The organism is Lysobacter sp. Hz25 (genome assembly GCF_046097045.1).
In the GTDB taxonomy this organism is placed as follows: Bacteria; Pseudomonadota; Gammaproteobacteria; order Xanthomonadales; family Xanthomonadaceae; genus Lysobacter; species Lysobacter antibioticus_B.
Genome location: NZ_CP175666.1, coordinates 3,700,399 through 3,725,223 on the forward strand (window position 1 = coordinate 3,700,399; position 24,825 = coordinate 3,725,223).

Genomic DNA, 24,825 nt, shown 5'->3' on the forward strand with positions numbered 1-24,825 from the left:
TCGCTGGCTTCTGCTCTCACGATTCTCTATTCCCCATTCCCTATTCCCGGCCCCAAACCAATGAAAGCCTACGACGTAAAAAAAGGTAACGTAATCGAGCACAACAACACCGTGTACCAGGTGCGCGACATCGAACGCAGCTCGCCGCAGGGTCGCGGCGGCAACGTCAAGTTCCGCTTCACCATGTACTCGGTTCCGGGCGGCACCAAGTTCGACCTGAGCGTCGGCGGCGACGACGAGCTCAAGGAAGTCGAACTGACCCGCCGCCAGGTCACCTATTCGTACAAGGACGGCGATGCGTTCGTGTTCCTCGACGACGAGGACTACACGCCGTACACGCTCGATGCCGACGTGGTCGGCGACGACGCCGGCTATATCGTCGACGACCTCAGCGGTTGCTACGTGCAGATCATCGACGATCAGCCGGTAGCGCTGCAGCTGCCGGCCAGCGTGGCCCTGGAAGTGGTCGAGACCCCGCCGGAACTCAAGGGCGGCACCGCAACCAAGCGTCCGAAGCCGGCCAAGCTGCAGACCGGTATCGAGATCATGGTTCCGGAATACATCGGCAACGGCGAGCGCGTGCTGGTCAACACGGCCACAGGCGAATTCGCCGGCCGCGCCGACTGATCGTGGCGCAAGGTTCCGACTATCGTTTCGCAGCGGCGACCGACGCGGACCTTCCGCGTCTGTTGCCGGTGCTGCGCGAGTTCTACGAAGTCGAGCACCTGCCCTGGAACGAGGCCGCCCTGCGTCGCGCACTCGCGACGTTGGTGGCCGACGCCACTGCCGGCCGCCTGCGTTTGATCGAACGCGACGGCGAGATCGCCGGCTATTTCGTCCTCGGTTTCTGTTTCAGCCTGGAATTCGGCGGCCGCTACGGCCTGCTCGACGAATTGTTCGTGTTGCCCGCGCATCGCGGCGGCGGCCTGGCCAAGCGGGCGTTGGCCGAGATCGAAGCGCTATGCCGGGCCGAGGGTCTGGATGCCTTGCGGCTCGAGGTCAACGACGACAACGCCCATGCGCGCGGCATTTACGAACGCGCGGGCTATGCGGCGCATCCGCGCCGGCTGATGACCAAGTGGTTGCGCGACTGAGCAGCGTCGGTCCCGCTCCGGGTAGGAGCGGCGCGAGCCGCGACCGCGGGATCGCGGCTACTACGAAACTCTCTGCGTAACGTGGGTCGCGACTCACGTCGCTCCTACAGAAAGTCGCCGGCTCCGGGTAGGAGCGGCGTGAGCCGCGACCGCGGGATCGCGGCTACTACGAAATTCTCCGCGCAATGTGGGTCGCGACTTGCGTCGCTCCTACCCCTGATGCATCGGCTCTTGTAGGGGCGGCGTGAGCTGCGACCGCGGGATCGCGGCTACTACGAAACTCTCTGCGTAACGTGGGTCGCGACTCACGTCGCTCCTACAGAAAGTCGCCGGCTCCGGGTAGGAGCGGCGCGAGCCGCGACCGCGAAACCACGGCCACGACGAAACCCTCCGCGCAACGTGGGTCGCGACTCACGTCGCTCCTACCCCTGGTGCATCGGCTCTTGTAGGAGCGGCGTGAGCCGCGACCGCGGGATCGCGGCTACTACGAAACTCTCTGCGTAACGTGGGTCGCGACTCACGTCGCTCCTACAGAAAGTCGCCGGCTCCGGGTAGGAGCGGCGTGAGCCGCGACCGCGGGATCGCGGCTACTACGAAATTCTCCACGCAACGTGGGTCGCGACTCACGTCGCTCCTACAGAAGACCGCTGGCGCCGGGTAGGAGCGGTGTGATCCGCGAAAACGAAAGCAAAGCGCCGACTAATCTTTCGATCGCATGATCGCGACTTGCGTCGCTGCTATCCCTGGCGCGTCGGCTGCTTGCATCACCCCAGGAAAACGCCTCTAAACGCTGTAATTTCGCGCATATACATCCCGGCATGAGCGCAACGAAAGCATCGCCAAATCCGCACGCCGCGATGACGCTCACATAATTTCCCCTGTCGATCGTCCGCGCGCGCTTGCGAAAACGTGACCCGCCCCGCTGGCGCGACGCTGCCACAAACCTGCAATCTGTAGCGCTCAGGCTTATCTTTTCCTGCGGCGATACGCCGCCGCGCCCAGCACCGGAGCCAGGCCTTGACCGCATCCACCCGTCGCGACTTCCTCAAACTCGCCGGCGCGTCCGCCGCGCTGGGCCTGCTGCCTCCTTCGATCAGGGCTGCGCTGGCCACGCCGGCCGCACGCGTCAGCGGCACGATCCAGGACGTGCAGCACGTGGTGATCCTGATGCAGGAAAACCGCTCCTTCGATCATTACCTTGGCGCGCTGCGCGGGGTGCGCGGCTTCGACGACCCGCGCCCGATTCCGCTGCCGGGCGGCAAGACGGTCTGGCAGCAGCCGAAGTCGACGACCAACGCGCAGGCCGTGCTGCCGTTCCATCTCGACACCCGCAGCACCGCCGCGCATTGCATGGCCGATATCGACCACAGCTGGAAGGGCTCGCACACGCGCTGGAAGGACTACAACGCCTGGGTCGCGACCAAGGGTCCGATGTGCATGGGCCATTTCACCCGCGAGGACCTGCCGTTCTACTACGCGCTGGCCGACGCGTTCACGGTGTGCGACGCCTATTACTGCTCGCACCACGGCCCGACCAATCCGAACCGCATGCATTTGTTCGCCGGCACCAGCGGCATGACCGTCGGCGATTTCGGCCCCCAGGCGGTCAACAACGCCGACGACGGCAACTGGACCGCCGACATGGCGTTGGACAAGCCGACCTTCGTCGGCCATCGCTGGACGACTTATGCCGAGCGTCTGCAAAACGCCGGCATCGCCTGGCGGGTGTACCAGGAACACGACAACTACGGCGACAACTCGCTCCCCTACTTCGCGAACTTCCGCAAGCTCGACCGTCAGTCCGAACTCTACAAACGCGGCCGCGCCTGGGCGCCGGGTTCCACCGCCGAGAACGCCAAGGCCTCGCGCGGCGAATACCTGATCGCCGATTTCGCCAAGGACGTGCGCGAAGGCACCTTGCCCGCGGTGTCGTGGATCGTGCCGCCGTACATCATGAGCGAGCACCCGGAAGCCACGCCGGCCTACGGCGAGTCGCTGACCGCGCGCCTGCTCGAAGCCCTGGTCGCCAATCCCGAGGTCTGGTCCAAGACCGTCTTCATCATCAATTACGACGAGAACGGCGGCTTCTTCGACCACGTGCCGCCGCCGCTGCCGGCGATCACCTCCAGCCTCGGCAAGAGCACGGTCGATACCGCGACCGAGAACTACAACGGCGTGCCGGTCGGCCTCGGCGTGCGCGTGCCGATGTTCGTGATCTCGCCGTGGAGCAAGGGCGGCTGGGTCAATTCGCAGGTGTTCGACCACACCTCGGTGCTGCGCTTCCTGGAAGCGCGCTTCGGCATCGCCGAGCCGAACATCAGCGCCTGGCGCCGCACCGTTGCCGGCGACCTCAGCACGGCCTTCGATTTCGCCAATCCGAATGCGCAGTGGCCGGCCCTGCCCGACACCGACGGCGCCATGTCCGGCGCCGACGCCAGCTGCAAACTGGCGACGCCCAAACCGCCCGCGCAAGCGCGGATGCCGCGCCAGGAACGCGGCCAGCGGCCGGCGCGCGCGCTGCCTTACGAGCTGCGCGTCGACGGACGCATCGAAGCGAGCAGCGGGCGTTATTGGCTGGATTTCGGCAACGACGGCATCGCCGGCGCCTGCTTCAACGTGTATGCCGGCAACCGCAGCGACGGCCCCTGGTACTACACGCTCGACCCGGGCACGCAGCTGTCGGATTACTGGAGCGCCAAGCAGTACACCAAGGGCATCTACGATCTTTCGGCCTATGGCCCGAACGGTTTCCTGCGCGTGTTCCGCGGCGACTTGCTCAAGGCGACCGCGGCCCAGGGTGCGGCCCCGGAAGTCTCGGTCCGCCACGACGCGATCGGCGAAATGCTGGTGCTCGAATTCGTCAACCGCGGCCGCGCCGCCTGCCGCCTGAGCCTGCGCGCGAACCGCTACAGCGACGCACCCGCGCGCCATTACGACCTGGCGCCGGGCGCGACCCTGCGCGACCACTGGCCGCTCGCCACGAGCAAGCGCTGGTACGACTTCAGCATCACCTCCGATTCGGATACCGGTTGGCTGCGCCGCATCGCCGGCCATGCCGAAAACGGCACGGCGAGCGTCAGCGATCCGGCGATCGGGGTCTGAGCCTGCTTCGTATGCCACGACGCCGCTCTCGGTAGAGGGCGGCGTTGACGCCGATCGAGACCTCGCAGTTACGACGCCCCCGAACATCACGGTCGCGGCTTGCGCCGCTCCTACCCAATGGAGCGGCGCCGCTTTGGAGTAGGAGCGACGCAAGTCGCGACCGCCCGAAGACGGGATCTGCATAGGCAGCGCACGTCCACGAAGCCGGCGCCCCCGGCCGTGTCTGTCGCATCGGGTGGAGGTCGCGGCTCACGCCGCTCCTACAGGGGGCGACGCTGCATCGAGTGCAGGAGCGAGGTAAGTCGCGACACCCCCAGCCAAGATCCGCAAACGCAACGGACGTTGCCTTTGCCGTTGCCTTTGCCGTTGCCTTTGCCTTTGCCTTTGCCTTCGCCTTTGCCTTTGCCTTTGCCTTTGCCTTTGCCGTAAAAAGCTTGGCGCAGTATCGATCTTGCGAGAACACCTGGAGACCCGGAGGGCGCCGCACAGGACGTGCGGCCGGCTCCTGAATGGAATGACCCGATAAGACAGGGACGTCTTATCGGAAAATCCCGGCGCGAGCTGCGCACTCGCAGGGGAGCTTCGTCAAGGAAGGCCTTTTCTTTGGTTAGCTTTGACCGAAGGGAATCCAGACGGACTTTTGGGCCAGCAAAAGAAAGTAACCCGGCCGCGTCAGCGGACGGAAGCTTTGCTGTTGGCTTTACGCCGCAGCGGGAGGCAGCGTAGTCGCGGCTCACGCCGCTCCTACAGAGGTTACGGCCGGATGCGCCGCGAGATTGAAACACGGCCGGATGCGCCGCGAGATTGAAACGACGCGGTCGCGACTTGCGTCGCTCCTACCCTGTAGAGCACAGCGCCAATCGCTTCTACAGCCGCATGCCCAGCCAAATCACCGTTTCGGTCGAAGCCGACACCACCGGCGACAGCAGCCGCGACCAGAAACGATCGCTCGCCAAGTGATCGGCTGAGGCATCGTGATGCTGCTGCTCTTCTTCGACGATGGTCGAGATCGCCGTGCTCGCCGCGGGATCGGAAGCAGCCAGACTGTGCAGTTGATGGACCAGATGCCGCAGCACCACGCGTTCGACCGCGACCGTGGTCGCGGCGATCGCGCGTTCGCCGAACAGGCCGGTCACCAAGCCCAAGACATAGCCGCCGATACCGCACAGCCAATAGCTGCGGCAACGCGGTCGGCCACGGCGTTGCAACTCGGCCCAGAACAACGCCCGATGGCGTTCTTCATCGGCCTTGAAATGGGCTAACTCACTCAGCATCCGAGGAGCGAAGAAGCGCGCCATGGCGATCTGCCCGGCATAGATATGCACCGCGCCATGCTCGCCGGCATGATTGACCTTCAGGATGCGGCCACCCAGTTCGGTATCGCCGGAGGCCGTAACGGCGGCAGCCGCCTCAGCCACGATCCAGCCACTTGCGCGCCATGCGCCGCATCGAGTCGTCGCTGCCCGGGTCGTCGAGCAGTTCTGCGATCTCGCGCCAGGCCAGGTCCAGCGACTCCTCGCTGATCACGTAGTCCTCGTTGTCGCTCGCGCGCACGACGTAACGCAGGTCGTAGTGCCAATGGCCGGGGACGTCGCGACGTTCCGGGATCCAGTGGCGGTCGAGGTCGAACAGCTCGGGCTCGACGCTGAGCCCGGTCAGGCCGGACTCCTCCTCGGCTTCGCGCAGGGCCACCTGGGCCAGGTCGCGGTCGCCGTCGGCATGGCCGCCGAGCTGCAGCCAGCGCTCCAGTTTGCGGTGGTGGGTCAGCAGGACCCGGGCCCCGGCCCGGTCGATCAGCCACGCACCGCCGGTGAAATGGCCGGCCAGGCGCTCGCGCAGGAAGGGGTCGCCGGGCGCCAGGGCGCCGTCCGGGGCGGTGCCGCGGCCCTGGGCCTCGTCGAGCAAGGCTAGAAACGCCAGCGTATGTTCGGCTTCCTGCGGCCAACGTCGGCCATATTCGATGAGATTGGAACGCAGAACTTCGATGACGTCGGAATGTTTCGCAGGCATGCAGAGTGAACACTGGCGCGCGACCGGGGGCGCGATTATGCGGGCAAAGCCCGTGACGGTGTGCGCTTGCCGCCCATTTCCACCCTGGGTTAAGGTGGCCCGCCGCTCCACTGAGGGAGGCGGTCATCGTCGTCGCCAGAACGACGGGTAGAGATCACTTCTTACGAGAGAGAGGGGAGTTCGATGTCGAGAGGCCTGTTCATCACCAAACCGGTGGCGCCGTCCGGCCACGTGGATGCCGGCGAGCCCGTAGAGGGCAGCCTTGAAGGCGAGGCGACGCTGAAGCGATCGTTGACCGCCACCCAACTGGTGATGCTAGGCATCGGCGCCGTAATCGGCGCCGGCATCTTCGTCCTCTCCGGTCACGCCGCCGCCGAACACGCCGGCCCGGCCATCGTGCTCAGCTTCATCGTCGCCGGCTTCGCCTGCGCCCTCGCCGGCCTGTGCTACGCCGAGTTCTCGGCGATGATGCCGGTCTCCGGCAGCGCCTATTCGTATTCCTACGCCACCCTGGGCGAATTCGTCGCTTGGTTCATCGGCTGGAACCTGGTCCTCGAATACCTGTTCGCGGCCTCGACCGTCGCGGTCGGCTGGTCGGGCTACCTCAACAGCCTGCTGACCACCTTCGGCATAGGCCTGCCGGCCTCGCTGGCGGCCGCGCCGCTCAACGTCGTCGACGGCAGCATCGTCTACACCGGCGGCCTGATCAATCTGCCGGCGGTGGCCATCGTCGCCGCACTCAGCGGCCTGTGCTACGTCGGCATCACCCAGTCGGCCTTCATCAACTCGATCATCGTCGCGATCAAGGTCGTGGTGATCACCCTGTTCGTGGTCTTCGCCGCCAAGTACATCAACCCGGACAACTGGGTGCCGTTCATCCCGGAAAGCCAGGGTCCCGGCAAGTACGGCTACGACGGCATCATTCGCGGCGCCTCGGTGGTGTTCTTCGCCTACATCGGCTTCGACGCGGTCTCCACCGCCGCCGGCGAGGCCAAGAACCCGCAGCGCGACATGCCGATCGGCATCCTCGGCTCGCTGGTCATCTGCACCATCATCTACATCATCGTCTCCGGCGTGCTGACCGGCCTGCTGCCCTACCACATGCTGAGCACGCCCAAGCCGGTCGCGACCGCGCTGGAAGCCTATCCGGCATTGGGCTGGCTCAAGCTCGCCGTCGAGATCGGCGCCATCGCCGGCCTGAGCTCGGTGATCCTGGTCATGCTGATGGGCCAGCCGCGCATCTTCTACTCGATGGCGAAGGACGGCCTGCTGCCGAAGTTCTTCGCCAAGGTGCACCCGAAGTTCCAGACGCCCTACGTCGGCACCATCATCGTCGGCGCGTTCGCCTGCCTGCTGGCCGGGTTCCTGCCGATCGGCCTGCTCGGCGAGCTGGTGTCGATGGGCACCCTGCTGGCCTTCGCGACCGTCTGCGTCGGCGTGCTGATCCTGCGCAGCACCCGCCCGGACCTGCCGCGCCCGTTCCGGGTGCCGCTGGCCATCGTGGTCTGCCCGCTCGGCGCGGTCGCCTGCCTGTACCTGTTCTGGAAGCCGTTCTCCGAGCATTGGCACCTGATGACCGGCTGGACCGCGATCGGCATGCTGATCTACTTCGGCTACGGCTACCGCAACAGCAAGCTGCGCAAGGCCGCCAACGGCGCCTGACCGGCACGCAGTCAGCAAGGCCGGCGGAACTTCCGCCGGCCTTTTTCCTTTTCACGTAACGCATCGCACCAGCGATCGGATTCGAGTCACCAGGCCCGACGGCGTTTGATCGTCATCCCCGCGCAGGCGGGGATCGAGCGAGTTCGAAGGTTCTCGCAGGTAAGGCCCTGGATTCCCGCGTTCGCGGGAATGACGAGCGGAAGGTCGCTGCACAGCCGCAAGCAGCACCAGGAAGAAACACATGCTGGGACAACTCTGGGCGACCAAACATCCGCATGCCGCCCACACCGAGGCCGAAGGGCTGAGCCTGCACCGCACGCTCGGGCCCTGGGGCCTGACCGCGCTCGGCATCGGCGCGGTGATCGGCGGCGGCATCTTCGTCATCACCGGCAAGGCCGCGGCCGAACACGCCGGCCCGGCGATCATGCTGTCGTTCGTGCTCGCGGCGATCTGCTGCACCTTCTGCGCCCTGGCCTATGCCGAGTTCGCGGCGATGGTGCCGGTCTCGGGCAGCGCCTACACCTACACCTACGCCACCCTCGGCGAACTCGCGGCCTGGTTCATCGGCTGGATGTTGATATTGGAATACGGCGTGTCCGCGTCGGCGGTCGCGGTCAGTTGGACCGGCTATTTCCTCAGTCTATTGGAACATTTCGACATCACCCTGCCCGCGGCGCTGGTGCAGGCGCCGCTCGATGCCAAGCTGCGTCCGACCGGCGCGATCGCCAACCTGCCGGCGGCGGCGATCGTGCTGCTGCTGACTTGGCTGTGCTACGTGGGCATCCGCAAATCCTCGGCCATGAACATGGCGATGGTGTTGCTGAAATCCGGCCTGATCATCCTGGTGATCGTGGTCGGCTGGAAATACGTCGATCCGACCCTGTGGCAGCCGTTCATCCCCGAATCGCAGGGGCCCGGCAAGTACGGCTGGGAAGGCGTGCTGCGCGGGGCTTCGATGGTGTTCTTCGCCTACATCGGCTTCGAGGCGGTGTCGGTGGCGGCGCAGGAATCGCACAAGCCGCAGAAGGACATGCCGATCGGCATGCTGGCCTCGCTGGCGATCTGCACCGTGCTCTACATCGGCATGGCCGCGGTCATGACCGGCCTGGCGCCGTATAACCTGCTCGGCACCGACGAGCCGGTGGTCACCGCCATCGCCGGCCATCCGGAGCTGAACTGGCTGCGCCTGGTGGTCGAGATCGGCGCCCTGGTCGGCCTGTCCTCGGTGGTGCTGGTGATGATCATCGGCCAGCCGCGCATCTTCATGATCATGGCCCGCGACGGCCTGTTGCCGCCGATCTTCACCAAGATCCACCCCAAATACCGCACCCCGCACATCAACACGGTGATCACCGGCATCGGCATCGCCCTGCTCGCCGCGCTGTTCCCGCTCGACATCCTCGGCGACATGACCTCGATGGGCACCCTGATCGCCTTCGCCTCGGTCTGCGCCGGCGTGCTGATCCTGCGCCGCACCCAGCCGGACCTGCCGCGCCCGTTCCGGATTCCGTTCGCCTGGGTGATCTGCCTGGCCGGCATCGTCAGCTGCCTGGTGCTGCTGTCGACCATGACCGCGCACAACTGGATGCTGATGGGGGTCTGGACCGGCATCGGTTTCGCCATCTATTTCGCCTACAGCTTCCGCCACAGCCGCATGCGCAAGACCAGCTGAACGGCCCGGCCGGCCTTTGATCGGCCGGACCAAGCCCATCGCGGCCCCGCGGCAACGCTGTGTTGCCGCCAGGACCGGCAATGACGCGGCGACCGGAGCGATCCGGTCGCCGTTTGTTTGTAAACTGCGACCATGAACAGCTCTCTGCCCTACGACCCCCAACGCCTGTCGCACTGTGCCGGCGAGATCATCGTCAACGTGCGCGAACTGGCGCTGCGCGGCTGGACCCCGGCCACGAGCAGCAACTTCTCCAGCCGCATCGACGCCCAGCACGTCGCCATCACCGTCTCCGGCCGCGACAAGGGCCGCCTGACCGAAGGCGACATCATGGTGGTCGACCTCGACGGCCAGCCGGTCGCGACCAGCCACCGTCCCTCGGCCGAGACCCTGCTGCACACCCAGTTGTACAAGCGCTATCCGCAGGTCGGCTGCGTCCTGCACACGCATTCGCAGACCCAGACCGTGGCCTCGCGCCTGTACGCCGGCATCGGCCACGTCCACCTGGAAGGCTACGAGCTGCTCAAGGCCTTCTCCGGCACCACCACCCACGAAACCGCCCTGGACCTGCCGGTGTATCCCAACACCCAGGACATGCCGACCCTGGCCGCCCAGGTCGACGCCACCCTCGACAGCCAGCCGATGTGGGGCTATCTGATCGACGGCCACGGCCTGTACGCCTGGGGCCGCGACATGGCCGAGGCCCGACGCCATCTGGAGGCGTTCGAATTCCTGCTGGGATGCGAACTGGAACTGAGGAGACTGCAGCGATGAGTCGCCTGCGCATTTTCGCCGAGGACCAACCCGACACCCCGCAGCTGAGCACCTCCGACCAGGGCGAGATCGCGCGCGAGCTCGCCAGGATCGGCGTCGGCTTCGAGCAATGGCAGGCCGCACAGCCGGTCAAGCCCGGCGATTCGCCCGAGACCATCATGGCCGCCTACCGCGGCGACATCGACCGCATCGTCGCCGAGCGCGGCTTCAAGACCGTCGACGTGGTCAGCATCGCCCCGGACAACCCGCAGCGCGACACCATGCGCAGCAAGTTCCTCGACGAGCATTACCACAAGGAAGACGAAGTGCGTTTCTTCGTCGCCGGCTCGGGCTTGTTCACCTTGCATGTCGAGCCGAAGGTCTACGAGATCAAGTGCGAACAGGGCGACCTGATCTCGGTGCCCGACAGCACCCTGCACTGGTTCGACATGGGTCCGGAACCCAGCTTCGTCGCGATCCGCTTCTTCACCGAGCCGGACGGCTGGGTCGGCCACTTCACCGGCACCGACCTGGCGCAGCAGTTTCCGCGCTACGAGAAGGGCCAGGCGGGCTGAGTTCGGTTCGGCTTGTTTGAAGCCGGAGCCAAGGCAAATCCCCCTGCCCCCCTTTTTCAAAGGGGGAGTCTTCGGCTTGAATCCGGCGGCCTGACCGGTGCGAGCGTTAAGGCTGAACGTCTCAGCCTGGTGCCCCATCGATCAACCCGAAGCCGCACAACCACTGCCCCCTTTGAAAAAGGGGGCGGCGCGCGACGGACTCGCCGAAGCCGAGTCATGAGGCGCGGGGGATTTGCTTCCCGCTCCGGCTGCCCGCCTTCGAGCCCAACAAAGCCATCGCCCCGCTTTTGCGCCGACCGCCCCGGCAAGGCGACAATCCCCTTCCCCACGCTTCACGGCCGCCCCGCCCATGCCCATCCGCGCCATCCTGACCGATATCGAAGGCACCACCAGCAGCATTTCCTTCGTCAAGGACGTGCTGTTCCCGTACGCGCGCCGCGCCCTGCCGGGCTTCGTCGCCGCACGCGGGCGCGAGCCGGCGGTGCGCAAATGGCTGGATGCGGTCGCCTTGGAAAACGGCGGAGTGTGCCAGGACTCGGTGGTGGTCGAGGTGTTGCAGGGCTGGATCGACCAGGACCGCAAGCACACCGCGCTCAAGGCGCTGCAGGGCATGATCTGGGCCGACGGCTACAAGAGCGCCGACTTCACCTCGCACATGTACCCCGATGCCGCACCGGCGCTGCGCCAGTGGAAGGACCAGGGCCAGCGCCTGTACGTCTATTCCTCCGGCAGTGTGCCGGCGCAGCGCCTGCTGTTCGGCCACAGCGATGCCGGCGACCTGACCGAGCTGTTCTCGGGCTGGTTCGACACCGAAGTCGGCGGCAAGCGCGAACGCGACAGCTATGCGCGCATCGCCGAATCGATCGGACTGCCCGCAGGCGAGATCCTGTTCCTGTCCGACGTGGTCGAAGAACTCGACGCCGCGCGCGAGGCCGGCCTGGCCACGGTGCTGATCGACCGCCTCGACGACTACCCGCAACCGCGCGAAGGCGAAGCCACTCACGGCCACACCCGCGCGGTGTCGTTCGCGCAGGTCGAGGTTTGAAGGCAGGCGCGGGTTTCGCCGTTGTTTGAGTCGCGGGTCGCGGCTTGTCACTTCAGGAGGCCGCGCCCGCTCCGAAAACGCGGCGACGCGATAGCGGGGGTCGCGGCTTACGCCGCTCCTACAAGAACCCTGCGAAAAGGCTATAGCCGGCTCAAATGCCGGATCCGCACTTCATCGCGCTCCACGCCGCGTTCGCTGGCGACCTGGCTGCGGATGCGCTCGACCAATTCGGCCGGATCGAAACCTGCCGCATCCGGCGGCGCGTAATCCAAGGTGGTCTCGCCGCGGATGCAGAAACGCCCGCCGACCAGGATCTCGTAATCGGCGAAATAGAAATGATGCTCGGACGCTGGGCTCATGAACGCGGCTCAGGTGCCGACGTGGACGTCGTTGCCGCTTTCGGCGCAGCCCAGGTGCTCCAGGGCGATCGACAAGGCCAGGGTATAGCTTTGCGCGGCGTAGCCATGGACCAGACGCAGGCGCGGGCCGCATCGCGGCGCGATCGACGGCTCCAGGGCGTTCATGTCGTCGTCGTGGACCTCGATGTAGGGCATCGGCAACCGCGCCAGTGCGCCGCGCAAGGCCTCGCTCGCCGGCACGCAGGCGCCGGGGTCGAGCAGCAGCAGTTCGGTATTCGCCGCGCGCATCGCCTGCAGGCATTCGACCAACTCGTCTTCGCTGCGGCAGCTGCGCAGCGCGAGCGCCTTGCCGGCGATGGCGGCGCGCTCGACCAAAGTCGCGCGCACCGCGCCGGCCAGGGCCGGAGCTCTCGGATCAACCTCGGACACACCGCCTTGCGGGCCGCGCAGGATCAGGATCGACACGTCGGTACTCACGGCGCACTCGGAATGGCGCGCCTGCGGAGCACTGTAGGAACGGCGGGCGTAAAGGCGCCATTCGCTGCGCGGGCGGCGGCGTAAAACCGGCGTCAATTCGTGGTGGGTTCGCGGCGTACGGTTCGCTGGAAAGTTCGCTTAGATGACGGTGTTTGCGCCGCGGTCTGCGTTTCGATGTCGCGGCTTGCGCCGCTCCTACCCAAGAGCCGCGCAGCAAAGGGGGTAGGAGCGACGCGAGCCGCGACCGGGCCGTTGCAAGATCGCGGCGAAAATATCGGCAAGGGCGATCGTTAAGCGGCATCGGCAGCAAAGACGGCCGCGCCCTCCCTCACCCGTGAATCTTTTCCCCGCGCGCCAGCATCGCCACGAATTTCTCGATCCGGCTCGCGCGCGTCTCCGGCTTCTTCGCCGTCTGCACGCGCCACAACACCGCGTAGCGGTTGGTCTTGTCGAGTTGCTCGAAGAACGCGCGCGCCTTGGGCTGCTTGGCCAGCGCCTTGGCCAGGTCTTCGGGCACTTCGATCTTGCTGGCCGAATCGTAGGCCGCGTCCCAGCGCCCGTCGGCCTTGGCGGCCTCGACCTCGCGCAACCCGCCGGCGGCCATGCGGCCCTCGGCGATCAGCCGCTCGACCTTGCCGATGTTGATCTTCGACCACAGGCCCTTGGGTCGGCGCGGGCTGAAACGCTGCAGGAAGAAACAGGCGTCGAAGCTGCGCTTGAGTCCGTCGATCCAGCCGTGGCACAGGGCCACGTCGAGCGCCTGTTCGTAGTTCACCGTGACCACGTCCTGGCCTTTCTTGGCGATCTTCAGCCAGACGCCGGTCGCCTCGGGATGGGCGAGCAGCCACTGTTCGAAGGCGGCAGCGTCGTCGAAGACGATGATCGGCGAATCGTCGAGTGCGGCCATGGCCTCAGTCCTGTGCGGTGTCGAGCAAACGGTAGGAGGCGGACATACGCTGCTCGCCCTGCCAGGGATCGAACACGCGTACTTCGACCTGGTGTTCGCCGACGGCGGCATCGGTCGGCAGCGGCGCGTTCCACAGATGTGCCGAGGGCGTCGCGATGGCGGCACGGTCGTAACCGCGCAGGCGTTCGGCCTCGTCGTCGCGCGCGTTCTCGGCCAACACCGCCGGGTCCGGCTGTTCGACCCGGCGCATCGGCTTCCAGTCGCCGCCGTCGAGGCGGTACTCGACTCGGCTGTCCTCGCGGCCCATGTAGACGTTGGCGAACACGCCGCGGATCGGATACGAACCGCGGCGCAGCACCTTCGGCAAATACAGGCGCAGGTAGGGGTTCGCGACCTTATCGCTGTCGCCCTGGCGCGCCGGGAACCAACGCAGGCCATAGCCGGCATCGGCGCGCACCGACAAGCGCGCATAACCGTTCGGCGTGCCGTCGCTCATGGTCGTGTCCGGAATGCCCTGCGCATCCTTGACGCCGGACCAGAACGCACCGCAGGCGGCGCCGACGTTGTATTCGTGCAGCGGCTTCGCGCCCTGCCAACCGCTGGCGGCATCGTGGAAGACGTGCCGCTGGGTGTGGCTGTGGCCGCTGAGCACCAGCAGGTTCGGGAAGTCCTTCAGCAGCGCGAACAAACGCTCGCGATCGGCGTGGCGGAAGGTCTCGCGGCCCGGCGCGGCATCGAACAAGGGGATGTGCATGGCGAGCACCAACAGGCGCTGCTTCGATGCGCCCGCCAGATAACGTTCGAGAAAGGCGAACTGGTCCGGACGCAGGCCGCCGATGTAGTCGGTTTTACTTCCCGGCTGATAGACCACGTCGTCGAGCACCACGAAATTCGCCTGCGCTTCCTCCCAGGCGAAAGTATCCGGCCCGTAGACGTGGCGGAAACTCAGCAGCGAGTCCTCATCGCGGGTCGCGTCGAAATCTAGGTCGTGGTTGCCCGGCGCGTGCAGCCACGGCACCTCGAGGCTCGCGGTGACCGCATTGAGCTTCGGATACAGGGACAGGTCGTCGTGGGTGATGTCGCCCAGGCTCAGGCCGAGGTCGGCGACGCGCGCGCCGGCGCGGCGGTCGGCGCGGCGGCCGGTGAGCAAGGGCTCGACGATGTCGCGGCGGTAGTAGTCGACATCGGTCGCGGTCTTGGTCTGCGGGTCGGCGAACACCAGCACGTCGAGATCGCCGGCCGCCTTGCGACGCTCGGTGATCAGGCCGTAATCGCGGCAGCTCGCCGCGACCGGCATGCCGCCGTACTTCAACGCCGGACCTGCTTGCAGGCGCACGTTGAGCCAATAGTCCGGCAGCCCGCTGGCCCGGTTCGCCAGCCGATAACCGGCCGGCTTGATCAGGAACTGACTGCGGTTGTCGCGCAACGGCAGCCGATAACGGCCCTGCGCATCGGTGACGACGATGCGCTCACCGTCGGAGACACGCTGCCCTTGCAGCCCCGGTTCGCCCGCATCGCGGCGGCCGTTGCCGTTGCGGTCCTCGAACACGCTGCCGCCGTCGCAGGGCGCCGCCTGGGCCAGCGCCGCGGCGGGAACGATCAAGGCGAGCAGCAAGGCAGCGACGGATGCGGATGGGCGCATGGAGGGCTCCGGAGTAAGCACACATTATGCGTCGATCGGGCCCCGGACCGAGGCCGGCGACACGGTGTGGAGTGTCGACGATAGCAGCCCGGGCATCTCCCGATAGCGGCAAGCCGTCCCGGGAAGATTGAGCAGTTGCGCAGACACGGCGGTGGTTCGGGTTGGCGGTGATTTCGGATACATCGCGAGACCGATACGACGCGGTCGCGGCTTACGCCGCTCCTACAGGTGGCTACGGCCGGATACGGCGCGAGATTGAAACCACGCGGTCGCGGCTTGTGACCGAAGGAAGTCCAGTAGGACGCCGCTCCTACCCAAGAGCAGGTGCGAACCACAGACCGTTGCCGTTGCTGTAATGAGCTTGGCGCAGTTCCGAACTAGCGAGAACACCTGGAGACCCGGAGGGCGCCGCACAGGACGTGCGGCGTTTTCCGATAAGACAGGGACGTCTTATCGGAAAATCCCGGCGCAAGCGGCGTACTCGCAGGGGAGCTTCGTCAAGGAAAGCCCGTTTCTTTGGTTACCTTTGACCGAAGGGAATCCAGACGGACTTTTGGGCTTAGCAAAAGAAAGTAACCCGGCCGCGTTAGCGGACGGAAGCTCTGCTCTTGCTGTGGCATCTCGAGAAGCAAGGTCAAACGCCAAGAGCTTCCGCCACTAAAGCGGCGGGTTACTTTCTTTTGTCTAAAGCAACAAAAGAAAGGTAACCAAAGAAAAATGCTTTTCTTTGAATCAAGGGCCCGCGCGCTCGATGCCGACGCAGGGATTTTTCATACGGGACATCCCTGTCCCGACGAAAAACGGCCTGCATCCATGCAGGCCGCCCTTCGGGTCTTCGATGGCCTTCGCGAGTACGAGGCTACGCACAGCAACGGCAACGGCAACAGCAAGATCTTTACGGCTGCGACAACACCTACTTTGCTGTTGCTGTTGCTGTTGCTGTTGCCGTTGCCGTTGCCGTTGCCGTTGCCGTTGCCGTGATGAGCTTGGCGCAGCACCGACCTTGCGAGAACACCTGGAGACCCGGAGGGCGCCGCACAGGACGTGCGGCGTTTTCCGATAAGACAGGGACGTCTTATCGGAAAATCCCGGCGCTGGCATCGCACTCGTGGCCTGTGCCCTTGCAAGGAGAGCCCTTTTCTTTGGTTACCTTTGACCGAAGGGAATCCAGACGGACTTTTGGGCTTAGCAAAAGAAAGTAACCCGGCCGCGTTAGCGGACGGAAGCTTTAGACCTTGATGTTGCTTCAGCGCCCTGCGGCAAGAAACGCAGCAACCGCCAGTTGCGTGGTCGCGACTTGTGACCGAAGGAAATCCAGTAGGACGTCGCTCCTACCCTGCGACAGCCCACGGCCTTGATCAGTGACGTCGGCGGTGCAGTGTTTACCCGTCCCTGGGTCGCGGCTTACGCCGCTCCTACACGGGGCCGCGGGACGTATCGCCGCGAGGTCGAGATGGCGTGTCGCAACTTGTGACCGAAGGAAATCCAGTAGGACGTCGCTCCTACCCTGCGACAGTTCACGGCCTCGATCAGTGACGTCGGCGGTGCAGTGTTTACCCGTCCCTGGGTCGCGGCTTACGCCGCTCCTACAGGGGGGCTACGGCTAGTAGCGCCGAAAAATTGAGGTGCGCGGTCGCGGCTCGCGCCGCTCCTACCCCAGGAGCAGACCGCGCGGGGCCGAGACACCCCCTAATCGCCTTGCGAGCCCCGATGCGGCTTCCCATGCCGCTCGCGCAACACCGCCACCGCATCGCCCAGCGACAGCCCACGTGCGCGCAGCAGCACCTGCAGGTGGAACAACAGGTCGGCGGCTTCGCCGCACAAGGCGGCATCGTCCTGGGCGACCGCGGCCAGCGCGGTCTCGACGCCTTCTTCGCCGACTTTCTGCGCGATCGAGCGCACGCCCTTCTCGAACAGCTTGGTGGTGTAGCTGCCGGCGGGACGCTCGCGTTCGCGCTCGGCGATCAGTCCATCAAGCTCGCCGAGGAAGGCCGCGGCGTCGCCGGGCGCGCTCGGGAAGCAGCTGTCGCGCCCGAGGTGGCAGGTCGGCCCATGCGGACGCGCGCGCACCAGCAAAGTGTCGCGGTCGCAATCGGTCTCGATCGAGACCAGGTCGAGGTAGTGTCCCGAGCTTTCGCCCTTGGTCCACAAGCGCTGCTTGCTGCGGCTGAAGAAGGTGACGTGGCCGCTGTCGAGGGTGAGCTGCAGGGCGGCGCGGTCCATGTAGCCGAGCATCAGCACGCGCAGGTTGGCCGCGTCCTGGATCACCGCCGGCAGCAGGCCGTCCTGCTTGTCCCAGGCCAGGGCGTCGATCTGCTCCGCGCTCAGCGTCGCGGACGCTGCGGCGGAGGAATTAGTGGAGCTGTCGGACTGGGACACCCTGCTCTCGCAATGCTGCTTTCAAGGCCGGAATGCGGATGCTGCCGGAATGGAACACGCTCGCGGCCAGGGCCGCGTCGACGTCGGCCTGCAGGAACACCGCACCGAAATGCTCGATCGCGCCGGCGCCGCCGGAGGCCACCAACGGCACCTCGCAGATCGCGCGCACCGCGGCCAGCTGTTCGAGATCGTAACCGCTGCGCACGCCGTCGCTGCCCATGCAGTTCAGCACGATCTCGCCGGCGCCGCGCTGCTGCGCCTCGACCACCCAGTCCAGGGTGCGCCGGGCCAGGGCCTGGGTGCGCGAGGGGTCGCCGGTGTACTGGCGCACGCGCCATTCGCCGTCGGGGTCGCGCAGGCTGTCGATGCCGACCACCACGCATTGCACGCCGAACTCCTCGGCGATCTCGCCGATCAGCTCGGGACGCTCCAGCGCCGGGGTGTTGATCGAGATCTTGTCGGCGCCGGCGTTGAGCACGCCGCGCGCGTCGGCGACCGAGCGGATGCCGCCGGCGACGCAGAACGGGATGTCGATGGCGCGCGAGACGCGTTCGACCCAGTCGCGGTCGACGCTGCGCCCCTGCGGGCTGGCGGTGATGTCGTAGAACACCAGCTCGTCGGCGCCCTCGTCGCGATAGCGCAGGGCCAGCTCGACGATGTCGCCCATGTCGACGTGGTCGCGGAAACGCACGCCCTTGACCACGCGTCCGTCGCGCACGTCCAGGCAGGGCACGATGCGCCGGCTCAGCCCGTTCAGCATCGGCGCACCTGGCGCAGCGCGTCCGTCAGTTCGAAACGGCCTTCGATCAGGGCCTTGCCGAGCACCGCACCGGCGCAACCGACGCCGTCGGCGGCGACGATGTCGGCGATGTCGCGAATGCCGCCCGAGGCCTGCAGCTGAACGTGCGGGGCGACCTCGTGGATGTGCCGGTACAGGTCCAGATTCGGCCCGGCCAGGGTGCCGTCGCGCGACACGTCGGTGCACAGCAGGTGGCGCAGGCCGGCCTGGGCGTAGCGTTCGAGCAAGGGCTCCAGGCGCATGCCGCTGTCCTCGGTCCAGCCGGCCACCGGCAGCTCCCAGTCGCCTTCGCTGTTCTGGCGCACGTCCAGGGCGATGGTGATGCGGTCGGAGCCGAAGCGCTTGAGCCAGCCGATGACCAGATCGGGTTCCTTGATCGCCAGCGACCCGATCACGACGCGGTCGGCGCCGGCGTCGAGGATGGCCTCGACATCGGCCTCGCTGCGCACCCCGCCGCCGGTCTGCACGCGCATCCAGCTGGAGGTGGTGATCGCGCGCAGCAACGGCGCCAGGGTGTAGCCGCCGTACCGCGCGGCGTCGAGGTCGATCAGGTGCAGCCATTTGGCGCCGGCCTCGGCGTAACGCGTGGCCAGGGCCAGGGGCTCGGTTTCGTAGCGGGTTTCCTGGGCGTAGTCGCCCTGGTGCAGGCGGACGACCCGACCGTCGCGAACGTCGATCGCGGGATAAAGCGTGCTGTTGCCCATGTTCACGCCTCCAGCGCCAGGAAGTTGGCGAGCAGGCGCGAGCCGACGGCCGCCGAGCGTTCCGGATGGAACTGGGCGCCGTAGCAGCGCCCGCGCCCGGCGACCGCGGTGAAACTGCGGCCGTAACTGGTGCTGGCCAAGGTGTCCGAGGTCAGCGGCGCGGCGTAGCTGTGAACGAAATAGGCTTGGTCGCGCTCGCCGATGCCGGTCAACAATCCCGGGGCGCCGGTGGGCGTTTCGCATTTGTCGAGGAAATTCCAGCCCATATGAGGCACACGTACTCCTGGTCCTGGTTGCAGCCTGGTGATCCGGCCCGGAAGGAGTCCGAGGCACTCGACCTCGCCCTCCTCCGAGGACTCGTACAGCAGCTGCATGCCCAGGCAGATCCCGAGCAACGGCTGCTGCAAGCGGCGGATCGGATCGACCAGGCCCCGTTCCCGCAACCGCGCCATCGCGGGGGCTGCTGCGCCCACGCCCGGCAGGATCACGCGATCGGCGGAGGCGATCGTTGCGGGGTCGGCGCTCAGGATCGAACGCGCACCCAGCCGCTCCAATGCATAACGCACCGAGCCGATGTTCCCCCCACCCGAATCGACGACTACAACCCAAGACATCACAAGACCCCTTTGGTACTCGGCAATTCGCGACCTTCGCGGCGGATCGCCTGGCGCAGCGCGCGCGCCACGGATTTGAAGCAAGCCTCAACTTTGTGGTGATCGTTATCACCTTCCACGTTCAGATTCAGGTTCAGTCCGGCGGTTTCGCACAGCGAACGGAAGAAATGCGCGACCAGTTCGGTCGGGAAATCGCCCACCCGCTCGCGCGCGAACGTGCCGGAGAAGACGAAATACGGGCGGCCGGAGAAATCCAGCGCCGCACGCGCCAGAGTTTCGTCCATCGGCAATACGACAGCGTGTCTGCCTAATGTGCTTTCTTGAAGTGTGCTTTCTTGAAGCACGCTTTCTGCAAATGTGCTTTCTTCGGATCCGGCTTCCTGAAGTGTGCTTTCTTCTGCGCTCCCAGTGCCACCCGCTGCTACCGCATCGAAGCCGTAGCGGCCGATGCCGCGCTTGTCGCCGAGCGCCTCGCGCAGGGCCTGCCCCAGCGCCAGCGCGCTGTCTTCGATGGTGTGGTGCTCGTCGATGTGCAGGTCGCCTTCGCAGCGCAGCTCCAGGGCGAAACCGCCGTGCTTGCCGATCTGTTCGAGCATGTGATCGAAGAAGCCCAGGCCGGTGTGGACCTTGGGCTCGGCGACGCGGTCCAGGTCGACCGCGACTTCGATCCGGGTCTCGCGGGTGTTGCGCTGCACCCGCGCGGTGCGCGGGCAGTCGGCCAGGGTGTGGGCGATGCCGGCCCAGTCCCACTCGCCGCCGAATTGCTCGGTGCGCAACTGGAACGCGCGGATGCCGAGGTTGGCGGCGAAGCCGTTGTCGGTCTCGCGGTCGCCGACCATCGCCGAGCGCGACCAGTCGATGCCGCGGTCCTTCAACAGCGGCAGCGCCAGGCCGATGCCGGGCTTGCGCGTGGGCAGGTTCTCGGCCGGAAAGCTGGTGTCGATGAGCACCTCGCGGAAGACGATGCCCTGGCTTTCGAACACCTGCATCATCAACTGGTGCGGGCCATCGAAACTCCAGCGCGGATACGCCTCGGTGCCGAGGCCGTCCTGGTTGGTGACCATGACGAACTGATAGCCGGCGTCGCGCAGTTTCAGCATCGCCGGGATCACCCCGCGCACGAAACGCAGCTTGGCGTAGCTGTCGATCTGGAAATCGGCCGGCTCCTCGATCAGGGTGCCGTCGCGATCGACGAACAGGATCGGCGTCGAGGCGCTCATGCCGCCACTCCGCGCATCTGCGCATTACGCGTCAACACTTCGATCACCGCCGCGTTCTGCTCCGGCGTGCCCAGGCTGATGCGCAGGGCGTTGCCGAGCTGCGGCGCGGCGCGCATGTCGCGCACCACCACGCCGGCCTCGAGCAGGCCGTCGAACGCAGCCTGCGCGTCGTCGAAACGGGCGAGCAGGAAATTCGCTTGCGAGGGATAGACCTGCAGCACGCCGGGCAAGGCCTGCAGCGCGGCGAACAAACGCTCGCGCTCGCCGATCGCGGTGACCACGCGCGCCTTGGTGGTGTTGTGCGGCACCTCGGCCAGGGCGCGCAGGGCCAGATTCACGCAGGGCGTGGGCAACGGGTACGGCGCCTGGCAACGCTGCAACGCGGCGATCAGCTCGGCGTCGGCGATCACAGTGCCGATGCGCGCCGCGGCCAGCGCGTGCGCCTTCGACAGGGTCCGCAGCACCGCGATATTGCGATGGGCAGCGAGCAGGCTCACTGCCGAGTCGCCGTCGGCGAATTCGAGATAGGCCTCGTCGACCGCCACCAAGGCGCGGCCGCGCAGACGCTGGGCCAGCGCATCGATCTCGGCCAAGGGCAACAAGGTGCCGGAGGGGTTGCCCGGCGAGCACAGGAACACCAGCTTGGCGTTCTCGCGCTCGACCGCTTGCGCGACCGCGGCGAAATCGCAGGCGAAACCGGCCGGCGTGTCGCGCAGGGGGACCTCGACGGTACGAGTGCCGTGCAGGCGTGCGTTGACCGCGTACATGCCGAAGGTCGGCGGCGTGATCACGATGGCGTCGCCGCCGGGACGGCACAGCGCACGCACCAGCAGATCGATCGCCTCGTCGCTGCCGCGGCCGGCCAGCACTTGCTGCGGCTCGCAACCGTACAGCCCGGCCAACGTTTCGCGCAGGCGCTGCGGCTGCGGGTCCGGATAACGGCGCACCGAGCCTTCGCCGTCGGCCACGCTCGGCCAGGCCGCTTCGTTGGCGTTGAGCCAGACCCGGCCGCTGCGCTTCTCGCTGCGCGCCGAGCTGTAGCCGGCGAAATCGCGCAAGTCCTCGCGCAACAGGTTCAGGGGGTTGTCGTCGTTCATGTCGATCGGACTCGATTCGTTTTCAGCGCTCATGCCGCTGCCGCCCGCAAACGCAAGGCCACTGCCTCGCGGTGCGCATCCAGGCCTTCGGCCGTCGCCAGCTCGACCGCACAGGGGCCGATCGCCAGCAAGCCGCGCGGCTGCACTTCCTGCACCGTGATCGCGACCTGGAAGCTGGCCACATTGACGCCGCTGGCGTAGCGCGCCGCGCCGCTGGTCGGCAGGACGTGATTGGTGCCGCTGCAGTAATCGCCCAGCGCTTCCGGCGCCCAGTCGCCGAGGAACACCGAACCGGCCGCCTCGACTTCCGGCAACCACTCGCGCGCATCGCGCAGGGCCAGGATCAGGTGCTCGGGTGCATAACGATTGCTGACTTCCAGCGCGCGTTCGATCGAATCGACCCGGATCGAACGCGAGCACTGCAACGCCGCGCGCGCGGTGTCGGCGCGCGACAGCCGGGCCAACTGCGCTTCGAGTTCGACATCGACCGCGTCCAGCAGGGCCTCGTCGTCGCTCAACAACAACACCTGCGAATCCGGGCCGTGCTCGGCCTGCGACAACAGGTCGGCGGCGACGAAATCGGCGCGCGCGCCGGCATCGGCGATCACCAGCACTTCCGACGGCCCGGCCGGCAAGTCGATCGCCGCCCCGCCCTCGAGCAGCGCGACCTGGCGCTTGGCTTCGGTGACGTAGGCATTGCCGGGCCCGAACAGTTTGTCGCACTTGCCGATGCTTTCGGTGCCGAAGGCCATCGCCGCGATCGCCTGGGCGCCGCCGACCTTGAACACCCGGGTCACCCCGCAACGGCGCGCAGCGTAGAGCACCGCCGGGTCGGCGCTGCCGTCGCGACGCGGCGGCGTGCACAGGGCGATCTCGCGGCAACCGGCCAGATGCGCCGGCACCGCCAGCATCAGCGCGGTCGAGGGCAGCGGCGCCGAGCCGGCCGGCACGTACAGGCCCACCCTGCGGATCGGCCGCAGGATGCGTTCGCAACGCACGCCGTCGGCGGTGTCGATCGCATAGGGCTCGGTCATGCCGGCGTCGTGGAACACCGCGATGCGCTCGGCGGCCTCGTCGATCGCCGCGCGCAAGGCCGGGGTCAACGAGGCCTCGGCGGCGTCGAACTCGGCGGCGCCGACAGCGAAGCGCTCGGGCGCGCCGCCGTCGAACCGTTCGCCATACAGGCGCAGGGCGGCATCGCCGTCGCGCCGCACCGCTTCGACGATCTCGGCGACCGCGGCCGCGGTCGAAGCCCGGGTCTGTTGCGCCGGACGGCGCAGCGCCTGTTCGCGCGCGCCTTCGTCGAGCGCGTTCCAGTCGAGGCGTTGCATCTTCGCGCTCATGCCAGCATGCCCTCGACCGGCACCACCATCAGCCCGCGAGCGCCGGCGCGCTTGAGTTCTTCCAGCCGCTGCCAGGTCACCGCGCCGTGGCACAGCGCCTGCAGGGCCACGCCGTCGCCGTTGTCCAGGCTCATCACCGTCGGCGGCTCGGCGTCTGGCAACAGCGGCAGCAATTCGTCGAGCAGATTGCGCGGCGCCTGGAACATTAGCAGCTTGCTGTTGCGCACACGCAGCGCGCCATCGAGACGGCGCAGCAGCAGGTCGGCCAGTTCGCCGCGCACGTCGTCGAAGCCGCCGGCCGGGCCGGCCAGCACCGCTTCGCTCTCGATCAGGGTCTGCACCGGCTTGAGCTGGTTGGCCGACAAGGTGGCGCCGCTCGACACCAGGTCGCAGATCGCCTCGGCCTGGCCCAGGCGCGGGGCGATTTCGACCGAACCCGACAGCAGCACGACCTGGGCGTCGACGCCCTCGCCGGCCAGCCACTGCGACAGCAACGCCGGATAGCTGGTGGCGATGCGCTTGCCGGCCAATTGCTGCGGGCCTTCCCAGTGCCAGGCCTCGGGCACGGCCAGCGCCAGCCGGCAGCCGCCGAAACCGAGCGCGCGCCATTCGCGGAATGCCGATTCGCGGCCGTTGCTGCGGCGGTCGCCGTCCTGTTCGAGCAGGACGTTGCGCCCGACCACGCCGAGGTCGCAGACGCCGTCGGCGATCAGGCCGGGGATGTCGTCGTCGCGCACCAACAACAAATCGACCGGCAGGGTTTCGCCGTAGCAGAAGAGGCGGTCGCGGCTCTCGCGCCAGCTCAGGCCGCAGGCGGCCAGCAGCGCGCGCGCCGGCTCGGCGAGACGGCCGGATTTCTGGATCGCGATGCGCAAGCGGTCACGCGCGGCGGCGCTGGCGGGAGGGCTCATGAACGGGTCTCGGAAGGGGGACGGTCGATGCGGGGACGAGGCGACAGGCCGATGACGGGGCGTGCCGGGGGAGGCGCGGACTTGCGCGGTCTTTCGGGAATTCAGCGGTGTCGCGCGGCGCGCCGGTGCAGGGCCGCGCCGTAACCGCCGGTGCCGCGTTCGAGCACGCGGGCGACGCGCCCGATCGTGGTCACGCTGACCTGGGTGCGGTCGTGGATTTCGCGATACGGCACGCCTTCGTTGAGCAGGGGCACGACCCGCCAGCGGTCGCTCATCGCCTCCAGTTCGGCCGGGGTGCACAAATCTTCGAGAAAAGCCCGCACCTGTTCGGCGCTGCGCAGGCCGGCCAAGGCCACCGCCAGGTCGGCGATCGCATCTTCGGTCTGCTCGGTGTCGTTGGCGCGGCGCTTCATTGCGGAGAACTCATGTCGGCGGGGTGGTCAGATGGCTGGATCGGTTGCCC

The 24,825-nt window shown here is 67.0% G+C and carries 24 protein-coding genes; 9 read left to right on the forward strand and 15 right to left on the reverse strand.

Annotated features, from left to right (window positions below; translation table 11 throughout):
- The first annotated feature begins 60 nt into the window (after positions 1-60).
- From yeiP to ACKN61_RS15175, 3 genes are all read left to right on the forward strand, one after another.
- Positions 61-627 (forward strand): elongation factor P-like protein YeiP, encoded by a 567-nt coding sequence (gene yeiP, locus ACKN61_RS15165; protein ID WP_031373338.1) that lies wholly within the window; start codon positions 61-63, stop codon positions 625-627.
- A 2-nt stretch (positions 628-629) separates the two neighbouring features.
- Positions 630-1,094 (forward strand): N-acetyltransferase family protein, encoded by a 465-nt coding sequence (locus ACKN61_RS15170; RefSeq protein ID WP_408950241.1) that lies wholly within the window; start codon positions 630-632, stop codon positions 1,092-1,094.
- A gap of 1,017 nt (positions 1,095-2,111) precedes the next feature.
- Positions 2,112-4,196, forward strand: coding sequence for a phosphocholine-specific phospholipase C (locus ACKN61_RS15175; RefSeq protein ID WP_408950242.1), 2,085 nt, complete (start codon positions 2,112-2,114; stop codon positions 4,194-4,196).
- Between the two features lie 866 nt (positions 4,197-5,062).
- Here the strand turns inward: ACKN61_RS15175 and ACKN61_RS15180 are convergent.
- On the reverse strand, positions 5,063-5,614 hold the full coding sequence (locus ACKN61_RS15180) for a demethoxyubiquinone hydroxylase family protein (protein WP_408950243.1): 552 nt from the start codon (positions 5,612-5,614) through the stop codon (positions 5,063-5,065).
- Positions 5,607-6,206 carry an NUDIX hydrolase gene (locus ACKN61_RS15185; protein WP_408950244.1) on the reverse strand — a complete coding sequence of 200 codons (600 nt, stop codon included), beginning with the start codon at positions 6,204-6,206 and terminating at the stop codon, positions 5,607-5,609. The genes ACKN61_RS15180 and ACKN61_RS15185 overlap by 8 nt, the downstream gene beginning before the upstream one ends.
- 183 nt (positions 6,207-6,389) lie before the next feature.
- Here ACKN61_RS15185 and ACKN61_RS15190 point away from each other — a divergent pair, with 183 nt between their 5' ends.
- From ACKN61_RS15190 to mtnC, 5 genes are all read left to right on the forward strand, one after another.
- The gene (locus tag ACKN61_RS15190) at positions 6,390-7,868 is read left to right on the forward strand and encodes an amino acid permease (protein ID WP_408950245.1); all 1,479 of its coding nucleotides are present in this window, start codon (positions 6,390-6,392) and stop codon (positions 7,866-7,868) included.
- Positions 7,869-8,109: 241 nt separating this feature from the next.
- On the forward strand, positions 8,110-9,540 hold the full coding sequence (locus tag ACKN61_RS15195) for an amino acid permease (RefSeq protein WP_408950246.1): 1,431 nt from the start codon (positions 8,110-8,112) through the stop codon (positions 9,538-9,540).
- A gap of 132 nt (positions 9,541-9,672) precedes the next feature.
- Entirely contained in the window at positions 9,673-10,311 is a 639-nt protein-coding gene (locus ACKN61_RS15200; RefSeq protein ID WP_057918420.1) for a methylthioribulose 1-phosphate dehydratase, read from the forward strand.
- Positions 10,308-10,865 (forward strand): 1,2-dihydroxy-3-keto-5-methylthiopentene dioxygenase, encoded by a 558-nt coding sequence (locus tag ACKN61_RS15205; protein WP_408950247.1) that lies wholly within the window; start codon positions 10,308-10,310, stop codon positions 10,863-10,865. The genes ACKN61_RS15200 and ACKN61_RS15205 overlap by 4 nt, the downstream gene beginning before the upstream one ends.
- 349 nt (positions 10,866-11,214) lie before the next feature.
- On the forward strand, positions 11,215-11,910 hold the full coding sequence (gene mtnC / locus ACKN61_RS15210; protein ID WP_223620672.1) for an acireductone synthase: 696 nt from the start codon (positions 11,215-11,217) through the stop codon (positions 11,908-11,910).
- Positions 11,911-12,050: 140 nt separating this feature from the next.
- On the opposite strand, the gene ACKN61_RS15215 is transcribed toward mtnC, so the two are convergent.
- The 4 genes from ACKN61_RS15215 to ACKN61_RS15230 all read right to left on the reverse strand — a co-directional run bounded on the left by ACKN61_RS15215 (position 12,051) and on the right by ACKN61_RS15230 (position 15,295).
- Entirely contained in the window at positions 12,051-12,269 is a 219-nt protein-coding gene (locus ACKN61_RS15215; protein WP_223620671.1) for a hypothetical protein, read from the reverse strand.
- A 9-nt stretch (positions 12,270-12,278) separates the two neighbouring features.
- Entirely contained in the window at positions 12,279-12,746 is a 468-nt protein-coding gene (locus tag ACKN61_RS15220; RefSeq protein WP_223620670.1) for a type II 3-dehydroquinate dehydratase, read from the reverse strand.
- Positions 12,747-13,074: 328 nt separating this feature from the next.
- Entirely contained in the window at positions 13,075-13,653 is a 579-nt protein-coding gene (locus tag ACKN61_RS15225; RefSeq protein ID WP_408950248.1) for a YdeI/OmpD-associated family protein, read from the reverse strand.
- Positions 13,654-13,657: 4 nt separating this feature from the next.
- Positions 13,658-15,295, reverse strand: coding sequence for a calcineurin-like phosphoesterase C-terminal domain-containing protein (locus ACKN61_RS15230; RefSeq protein ID WP_408950249.1), 1,638 nt, complete (start codon positions 15,293-15,295; stop codon positions 13,658-13,660).
- A gap of 717 nt (positions 15,296-16,012) precedes the next feature.
- On the opposite strand from ACKN61_RS15230, the gene ACKN61_RS15235 reads away from it, so the two are divergent.
- Positions 16,013-16,276, forward strand: a complete 264-nt coding sequence (locus tag ACKN61_RS15235; protein WP_408950250.1) for a hypothetical protein — start codon at positions 16,013-16,015, stop codon at positions 16,274-16,276.
- A 708-nt stretch (positions 16,277-16,984) separates the two neighbouring features.
- Here ACKN61_RS15235 and hisIE read toward each other — a convergent pair.
- The 9 genes from hisIE to ACKN61_RS15280 all read right to left on the reverse strand — a co-directional run bounded on the left by hisIE (position 16,985) and on the right by ACKN61_RS15280 (position 24,775).
- The gene (gene hisIE / locus ACKN61_RS15240; protein WP_408953834.1) at positions 16,985-17,623 is read right to left on the reverse strand and encodes a bifunctional phosphoribosyl-AMP cyclohydrolase/phosphoribosyl-ATP diphosphatase HisIE; all 639 of its coding nucleotides are present in this window, start codon (positions 17,621-17,623) and stop codon (positions 16,985-16,987) included.
- A gap of 25 nt (positions 17,624-17,648) precedes the next feature.
- Entirely contained in the window at positions 17,649-18,434 is a 786-nt protein-coding gene (gene hisF, locus ACKN61_RS15245) for an imidazole glycerol phosphate synthase subunit HisF (RefSeq protein WP_031370484.1), read from the reverse strand.
- Positions 18,428-19,177 (reverse strand): 1-(5-phosphoribosyl)-5-[(5-phosphoribosylamino)methylideneamino]imidazole-4-carboxamide isomerase, encoded by a 750-nt coding sequence (gene hisA, locus ACKN61_RS15250; protein ID WP_408950251.1) that lies wholly within the window; start codon positions 19,175-19,177, stop codon positions 18,428-18,430. The genes hisF and hisA overlap by 7 nt, the downstream gene beginning before the upstream one ends.
- Before the next feature lie 2 nt (positions 19,178-19,179).
- Positions 19,180-19,791, reverse strand: a complete 612-nt coding sequence (hisH, locus tag ACKN61_RS15255) for an imidazole glycerol phosphate synthase subunit HisH (protein WP_031370486.1) — start codon at positions 19,789-19,791, stop codon at positions 19,180-19,182.
- Positions 19,791-21,011: a histidinol-phosphatase gene (gene hisB / locus ACKN61_RS15260; protein WP_408950252.1), complete on the reverse strand. Its 1,221-nt coding sequence runs from the start codon at positions 21,009-21,011 to the stop codon at positions 19,791-19,793. Before hisB ends, hisH begins: the two co-directional genes overlap by 1 nt.
- Complete coding sequence (gene hisC / locus ACKN61_RS15265; protein ID WP_408953835.1) at positions 21,008-22,114, reverse strand: histidinol-phosphate transaminase; 1,107 nt, start codon at positions 22,112-22,114, stop codon at positions 21,008-21,010. The genes hisB and hisC overlap by 4 nt, the downstream gene beginning before the upstream one ends.
- Before the next feature lie 23 nt (positions 22,115-22,137).
- The gene (gene hisD, locus ACKN61_RS15270; protein WP_408953836.1) at positions 22,138-23,439 is read right to left on the reverse strand and encodes a histidinol dehydrogenase; all 1,302 of its coding nucleotides are present in this window, start codon (positions 23,437-23,439) and stop codon (positions 22,138-22,140) included.
- A gap of 8 nt (positions 23,440-23,447) precedes the next feature.
- The gene (hisG, locus tag ACKN61_RS15275) at positions 23,448-24,362 is read right to left on the reverse strand and encodes an ATP phosphoribosyltransferase (RefSeq protein ID WP_031370490.1); all 915 of its coding nucleotides are present in this window, start codon (positions 24,360-24,362) and stop codon (positions 23,448-23,450) included.
- A gap of 101 nt (positions 24,363-24,463) precedes the next feature.
- Positions 24,464-24,775 (reverse strand): YerC/YecD family TrpR-related protein, encoded by a 312-nt coding sequence (locus ACKN61_RS15280; protein ID WP_031370491.1) that lies wholly within the window; start codon positions 24,773-24,775, stop codon positions 24,464-24,466.
- Positions 24,776-24,825: the final 50 nt, after the last annotated feature.